Annotated in this window: 6 protein-coding genes; 3 read left to right on the top strand and 3 right to left on the bottom strand. The window is 71.9% G+C overall.

What is annotated here, in order from left to right; all coding sequences use genetic code 11:
* Positions 1-248: 248 nt before the first annotated feature.
* On the bottom strand, positions 249-1,937 hold the full coding sequence (locus ACIPFH_RS06855; RefSeq protein ID WP_401823934.1) for a fibronectin type III domain-containing protein: 1,689 nt from the start codon (positions 1,935-1,937) through the stop codon (positions 249-251).
* Between the two features lie 146 nt (positions 1,938-2,083).
* Positions 2,084-3,235: an ATP-grasp domain-containing protein gene (locus tag ACIPFH_RS06850; protein ID WP_401823932.1), complete on the bottom strand. Its 1,152-nt coding sequence runs from the start codon at positions 3,233-3,235 to the stop codon at positions 2,084-2,086.
* 349 nt (positions 3,236-3,584) lie between these two features.
* On the opposite strand from ACIPFH_RS06850, the gene ACIPFH_RS06845 reads away from it, so the two are divergent.
* The gene (locus ACIPFH_RS06845; protein WP_401823931.1) at positions 3,585-4,445 is read left to right on the top strand and encodes a metallophosphoesterase family protein; all 861 of its coding nucleotides are present in this window, start codon (positions 3,585-3,587) and stop codon (positions 4,443-4,445) included.
* Positions 4,442-5,143, top strand: a complete 702-nt coding sequence (locus ACIPFH_RS06840) for a 4'-phosphopantetheinyl transferase (RefSeq protein WP_401823929.1) — start codon at positions 4,442-4,444, stop codon at positions 5,141-5,143. The genes ACIPFH_RS06845 and ACIPFH_RS06840 overlap by 4 nt, the downstream gene beginning before the upstream one ends.
* Positions 5,144-5,161: 18 nt before the next feature.
* Here the strand turns inward: ACIPFH_RS06840 and ACIPFH_RS06835 are convergent, their stop codons facing one another.
* Positions 5,162-5,422: a hypothetical protein gene (locus ACIPFH_RS06835; RefSeq protein ID WP_401823928.1), complete on the bottom strand. Its 261-nt coding sequence runs from the start codon at positions 5,420-5,422 to the stop codon at positions 5,162-5,164.
* 239 nt (positions 5,423-5,661) lie between these two features.
* Here ACIPFH_RS06835 and ACIPFH_RS06830 point away from each other — a divergent pair, with 239 nt between their 5' ends.
* The gene (locus ACIPFH_RS06830) at positions 5,662-6,693 is read left to right on the top strand and encodes an alpha/beta fold hydrolase (RefSeq protein WP_356262327.1); all 1,032 of its coding nucleotides are present in this window, start codon (positions 5,662-5,664) and stop codon (positions 6,691-6,693) included.
* The last annotated feature ends 25 nt before the right edge of the window (positions 6,694-6,718 follow it).

Here is a 6,718-nt window from a genome sequence, read left to right as displayed (position 1 = left end):
TCGGTCGGCCGCTCCCCGTGACAGCGGCCGACCGGCCCGATCCCCCGTACCGCCGGGAATCCCCCGTCGATTCCCGGTCTTCCCCCGTTGATCCCCGTGCTTCCCCCCGGGCCCCGTTCCTTCCCCCTGTTGCTCCCCCGTGGGGCCCTTCACCCTTAAGAGCGGGCTCCCGGGATCCTGATACACCCCTCGTCGAACAAAGTCCCCCGGACCGGGGTCCGGGGGACCGTCGCTCACGTCCGGCATGTTCAGCCGGTGAAGCCGGCCGTGATCGAGGTGAACTGCCAGGTGCTCTGGCTGATACCGGAGCAGTTGCTCACCACGCCGCCGCCCGGGCACGGACGGTCGCGGTTGACGGCCCAGTAGGCGAGCCGGGCGATGTGGTGGGAGTTGGCCCAGTCGCGGATCTGGGTCCAGATCGCCGGTGTGGTGTTCTCCTGCTGGTCGGACAGCCCGTTCATGCCGGAGATGCCGATGTGCGCGTAGGCGGTGGCGTCGTCCCAGCCGAAGGTGGACTTCAGCTTGTTCTTCAGCCCCTCCGTGGCGTTCACGGTGTTGCCGTACATGTCCGAGCCGCCGCCGAAGTCGAACGGCATGATGGTGAAGACGTCGATGTCGGCGCCGAGCGACTTGGCCTGCTCGACGAGCCGGTTGCCGTAGTAGGTCGGCCCGGTCGTGGACGTCCCGAAGGTGACGATGGTCTTCAGGCCGGGGTTGTTCGCCTTCACCGTCTTGAGGGCGGTGAGGATCCGTGCCTGCACGGCCTCGTTCTCGAACTCGTCCGTGTTCTCGATGTCCATGTCGATCGCCTTGAGCGAGTAGGCGTCGATCACCTTCTGGATCGCGGCCGCCAGCGCGCTCGCCGAGGAGCAGTTGGCGCCGAGCTTGCTGCCCTGCCAGCCGCCGAACGAGGGCACGATGTCACCGCCCGCCGAGCGGACCTGGTTGATCACGCTCTGGTCGACCCCGCCGGTCAGCGGCCGGTTGCTGTCCCACATCGGGTTGCAGCCGCCCCCGTCCAGCATGAACGCCATCGTGAACCACTTGATGCCGGTCGAGCTCATCACCGTGGACACGCTCGGCGGATCGCCCCAGCCCTCGAACAGGTAGGGCGCGGCCTGCTTGAACCCGGTTCCGCCGCCACTGCCCGCGTTGGTCGTGACGCTCACGGAGTCGGAGGCCGCGGACGTGTTCCCGGCGGCGTCACGCGCCCTCACGGTGAAGGTGTACCCGGTGCTCGCGGACAGCCCGCTGACCGTGGCGGACGTACCGGAGACGGTGAGCACCCGGGCGGACCCGCTGTACACGTCGTAGGCCGTGACGCCGACGTTGTCGGTGGCGGCGTTCCAGGACAGCGACACGCTGGAGGACGTCTTGCCGGTCGAGGTCAGTCCGCCGGGCGCGGTCGGCGCCTGGGTGTCGGAGCCTCCGCCGCCGCCCGGCCCGTCGAGGCTGACGTCGTCGGCGTAGTAGGTGCCCTGGGCGTACCAGCCGTGGACGTAGATCGTGGCGCTGGTCTGCGAGGTCCCCGTGGTGAAGGACACCGACAGCGGGCTGTACGCCGACGGCGACGACGTCCAGGTGGAGGCGCCGCCGTCGACGCCGAGGTAGACGTAGGAGCCGCGCACCCAGCCGGTCAGCGCGTACGTGGTGTTCGGCCGGACGGAGACGGTCTGGCTGCACTTGGCGATGTCACTCGAACTCACCGCCCCCGCGAGGGCCTTGGAGCCGCCGTGGGTGGGCGAGGACACGACGGAGCCGAGGTTGCCCGTACAGGACCAGGGCGAGAGGGAGCCCGACTCGAGACCGGGGTTGGTGAGGATGTTGGCCGCCTGGGCGGTGCCCGGCAGGGCCACGGCCCCGGCGAGGGCGAGACCGGCGGTGCCGAGCAGGGCGAGGAAGCGACGCCATGGGCGTCCGAGGGGTCTGGTGCGCACGCGATCTCCCTGAAGGAATGGGGGTGTTCGGGAGTGCAGGGGAGTGCAAGGGGTGCGCAACAAAGTTGGTATGGACCAATCCGTCTGTCAAGGAGAGAGACGGAATTGGTCCATACCGGTGATCGGAAGCTCTGTCCCGGTCTTCCCTAGAGCGGCAGCGCCTGCGCGGCGCCCGCGGTGGTCACCTCGACGGACTCGGCGGGCGCGGGAACGGCCGGCAGCAGCGGCTCGGCGGTCTCCTCCACCCGCTGGTGCGGCAGCGTGACCGTGCGGAGCGGCCGCGGTCCCGACACCACCGTGTAGTCCTGCCCCAGGAACGGCGGCATGATCTCGCCCGGGTCCTCACCCAACGCCAACTGCACGGCGGCCCACGGGGCGTTGACACCGCACAGCGACAGCTGGTGCAGGCCGCCGGCCGGGCGGGTGTTGACGTCCATCAGGACCGGCCGGTCGCCGAACATCCGGAACTGGATGTTGGACAGGTAGTGCAGCCCGAAGCCCTCGGCGATGAGCCGCGCGGGCTCCAGCCACTGCTCGTGCAGGGTGAAGCCCCGGCGGCGGCCGTTCTTCGTCCGGCCGATGGCCATCCGCAGCATGTTGTCCGGCCCCGTGAGGCAGTCCACGGACACCTCCGGCTGCTCCAGCCGCGGCATGACCAGCCAGTCGACCTGCTCCTCGCCCCGGTCCTCGGCCTGCTTCAGCGCCTCGACCACCATGTCGAGCTGGACGTACGGGCTCGGGAAGCCGCTCAGGTGTGTCAGGGAGAAGGGCGCGCGGGTGATCATACGGAAGCCCACCCCGCCCGCGCCGGACGCCGGCTTGAAGCACGCCCGGTGCCCTGCCTCCTCCAACTCGTCCACCGCGGCCACGAGTTCGGTGGCGGTCCGGACCCGGTACCACGGCGGCACGGGCACGCCGATCGCCTGCACGGCCTCGTACGCGATCACCTTGTCGTGGAAGACGGCGACGGCCTCCGGCGGCGGCGCCAGCAGCGCGGTGCCGACCGCGTCGAAGTCGGCGCGGTGAGCCACGACGGCCGCCTGGTGCAGGCGGGGCACGAACACGTCGATGCTGCGTCGCTTGCACTGCGCGAGGGCGTACTCGACGTACGCGGCCGGGGAGAGACCCTCCGGCTCCAGCTCGGCGGTGTCGGCGGCGGCCAGTACGGGGGAATCGGCGTCGCCGTGGGTGGCGTGGATCTCGACCGCGCGGTCACTGGGATTTCGTCGCAGCTGATCCGTGAAGAACACGTTCTCCGCGTACGTGCGGTTGAGCCAGACGCGTACGCGAGAGACCATGCAGGCCGCCTTTCACGGTTCGCGGGCAGGGCAAAGCGGGCCCGGCCCGGGCAGGGGGATTGGGGGTCACCAAACCGCCCTGCGTGAAGGGACGTCCATGGCGGTGGTGTTGGGGCGATCATACGGCTTCCCCGGGGTGCGGCGTGCAACGCGCGTGTTACGGAATTTCCGATCTTGTTCACGTGAGGCGTGTGTTCGGGTAGAGGCGCGCTCCCGCGCAGGTGGGGCCGGGGCGGAGCCCGCCGGGGGGCCCGGTCCGACCTTGTCCCGCAGGCGTGAATGTGTTCTCGTGGTGACACTGGTGTATTCGTGAGAACGCGGAGCGTGGGCGAGTGAGCGGGGGCGGAGGGTGACGTCGACGGGCGGGGGCGCCGGACGGCTGCTGGCCGTCAGCGATCTGCACATCGGATATCCGGAGAACCGCGCTCTGGTCGAGGCCATGGCCCCGGAGACGGACGAGGACTGGCTGCTGGTCGCCGGCGACGTCTCGGAGAACGTGGCCGACATCCGCTGGGCGCTCAAGACCCTCGCCGGCCGTTTCCGCAAGGTCGTCTGGGTCCCCGGCAACCACGAGCTCTGGACCCACCCCGCGGACCCGGTCACCCTGCGCGGGGTCGCCCGCTACGAGCACCTCGTCGACGTCTGCCGCGACCTGGGCGTCACCACGCCCGAGGACCCCTACCCGGTGTGGGAGGGCCCCGGCGGGCCGGCGGTCGTCGCGCCGCTGTTCCTGCTGTACGACTACTCGTTCCTCCCGGCCGGCTGCGCCACCAAGGAGGAGGGGCTGGCCTACGCGGAGGGCACCGGCATCGTCTGCAACGACGAGTACCTGCTGCACCCCGACCCGTATCCGACCCGCGAGGCCTGGTGCCGGGCCCGCGTCGCCGAGACCGAACGGCGGCTCGCCGAGATCCCCGACGACCTGCCCGTCGTCCCCGTCAACCACTACCCGCTGCACCGGCACCCGATGGACGTGCTGTGGCACCCCGAGTTCGCCATGTGGTGCGGGACCGGGCTGACGGCAGACTGGCACCGCAGGTTCCGGATCGAGACCATGGTCTACGGCCACCTCCACATCCCCCGGACCACCTGGCACGAGGGCGTCCGCTTCGAGGAGGTGTCGGTGGGCTATCCCCGCGAATGGCGCAAACGCGCGCAGCCGCCGGGCCGGCTGCGCCGCATCCTGCCCAGGGAGGCCGAGGCCGAGTGATCGGGGAACTGTTGCCGGAGTCGGTGGTGGCGGTGGAGGCCTTCGGCGAGGAGGGCGTCCGCGAGTTCGGGGACGCCCCGCTGTACCCGCAGGAGGAGGCGCTGGTGGCGCGGGCGGTCGCCAAGCGCCGCCGCGAGTTCACCGTCGTACGGGCCTGCGCGCGGCGCGCCATGGAGAAGCTCGGCGTGCCCGCGCAGCCCGTGCTGCCCGGCGAGCGCGGCGCCCCGCACTGGCCGGACGGCCTCACCGGCAGCATGACCCACTGCGAGGGCTACTGCGCGGCCGCCCTGGTCCGGGCCGCCGACCTGGCCTCCCTCGGCATCGACGCGGAACCCCACGAGCCCCTTCCCGAGGGTGTCCTGTCCGCCGTAGCCCTGCCCGCGGAGGCGGAGCGGCTGGGCGCACTGGCCGCGGGGAGTCCCGAGGTGCACTGGGACCGGCTGCTGTTCAGCGCCAAGGAGTCCGTCTACAAGGCGTGGTTCCCCCTCACCCGCAAGTGGCTGGACTTCAGCGAGGCGGACATCGACCTCGTCCCCGCGACCGCCGTCGGCCCCGCCGGGGGCCGGCACGGTGCCTTCCGTGCCCGGCTGCTCGTCCCCGGGCCGGTGGTCGGCGGCCGCCGGCTCGGGCACTTCGACGGCCGCTGGACCGTCCGGCGGGGTCTGGTGGCCACCGCGGTCACGGTGCACCACGGCTGAGGCGGCCGCCTTCGGGGATCACTGAGCCGGGCACCAGCTCCGCAGCAGCCGGAAGAACTCCTCCTCGTTGCCCGCGAGGCCGGCGTCGGCCAGGGCCTGGTCCGCCTCGGCCAGAACGGCGGACGGGAACACCGGAGGGAGCCGGTCGTACGGCGGGCCGGGGGCGCCGGCGCCCTTGGCGTCCCCCTCGTCGCCGAGGGCGGCACGCACGGTGTGCAGCAGTCGCAGGTAGGCCTGTACGGCGGTGCGCTCGCGGTCGGTCAGTACGGCAGTGGGCATCGGTCGGCTCTCCCCGTGTCGGCGTCGTGTCCCCCGCGCCTGGCGGCGCGTGCGCCCCCGTGCGGCGGCGCACCCCCCAGCTTGCCGCCCCCCACTGACAATCCGGCCCGACCCGGCATCGGTTCGCCCGCTTAGCGCAGGCGAAACCTCCTTGAAATCCCCTGACGGGAAGGGGTTCTAGGCTGGTGTGACGGGCTTGCCGCGGACCGTCGGCGGCCAGGAGTACAGGAGGCGAGCGGGTGGTCGAGATCCCACAGCGGCGCCCGGCGCGCGCCACCCGGCTGCGCTCGGTGGGCGACGGCGAACTGGAGTTGCAGTACCGGGTCGTGCACGGCTACCGGCGCGCCTTCCGCATGGCCGGGGAGGGCCCGGCGCTGGTCCTCATCCACGGCATCGGCGACTCCTCGGCGACCTGGGCCGAACTGATCCCCGACCTCGCCCGCACCCACACCGTCATCGCCCCCGACCTCCTCGGCCACGGCGCCTCCGACAAGCCCCGCGCCGACTACTCGGTGGCCGCGTACGCCAACGGCCTGCGTGATCTGCTCAGTACGCTCGACATCGAGTCGGCGACCCTGGTCGGGCATTCGCTGGGCGGGGGAGTGGCGATGCAGTTCGCCTACCAGTTCCCCGAGCGCACCGAACGGCTGATCCTCGTCAGCGCGGGCGGAGTCGGCCGGGAGGTCAACCCCGCCCTGCGACTGGTCTCGCTGCCCGGCGCCCATCTGGCGCTGTCCGCCCTCCGGTTGCCGGGCGCGCGGTTCCAGGTCGGCCTGGCCGTCGGCCTGATGAAGCTGCTGGACACCGATCTCGGCCAGGACGCCCCCGACCTGCTCCACCTCGTCGACGCCCTGCCGGACGAGACCGCCCGCAACGCCTTCATCCGCACCCTGCGCGCGGTCGTCGACTGGCGCGGCCAGGTCGTGACCATGCTCGACCGCTGCTATCTGACGGCCGGCATGCCGACGATGCTGCTGTGGGGCGACCGGGACAGCGTGGTGCCCGTGCGGCACGCTTACGGCGCCCACGCGGCGATGCCCGGCAGCCGACTGGAGATCTTCGAAGGGGCCGGCCACTTCCCGTTCCACAACGACCCCGCCCGGTTCAGGTCCCTCGTCGAGGAGTTCACCCGCACGACGGCCCCGGCCGACTGGAGCCGCGAGCACTGGCGCCGGCTCCTGCGCGAGGGACGGCCCGCGACGGGGACGACGGGAGGCCCGGACGGCGCGGCACGGGACCTGCGCGGGGAGAGCGAGCGCAGCGCGACCTGACCGCCGTACGGGCGGACCCGGTCAC

It is taken from the genome of Streptomyces sp. NPDC088157, from assembly GCF_044741545.1.
Taxonomy (GTDB): domain Bacteria; phylum Actinomycetota; class Actinomycetes; order Streptomycetales; family Streptomycetaceae; genus Streptomyces.
Note: the sequence above shows the minus strand (reverse complement) of the source record. Positions and strands in the feature narration are given on the sequence as shown.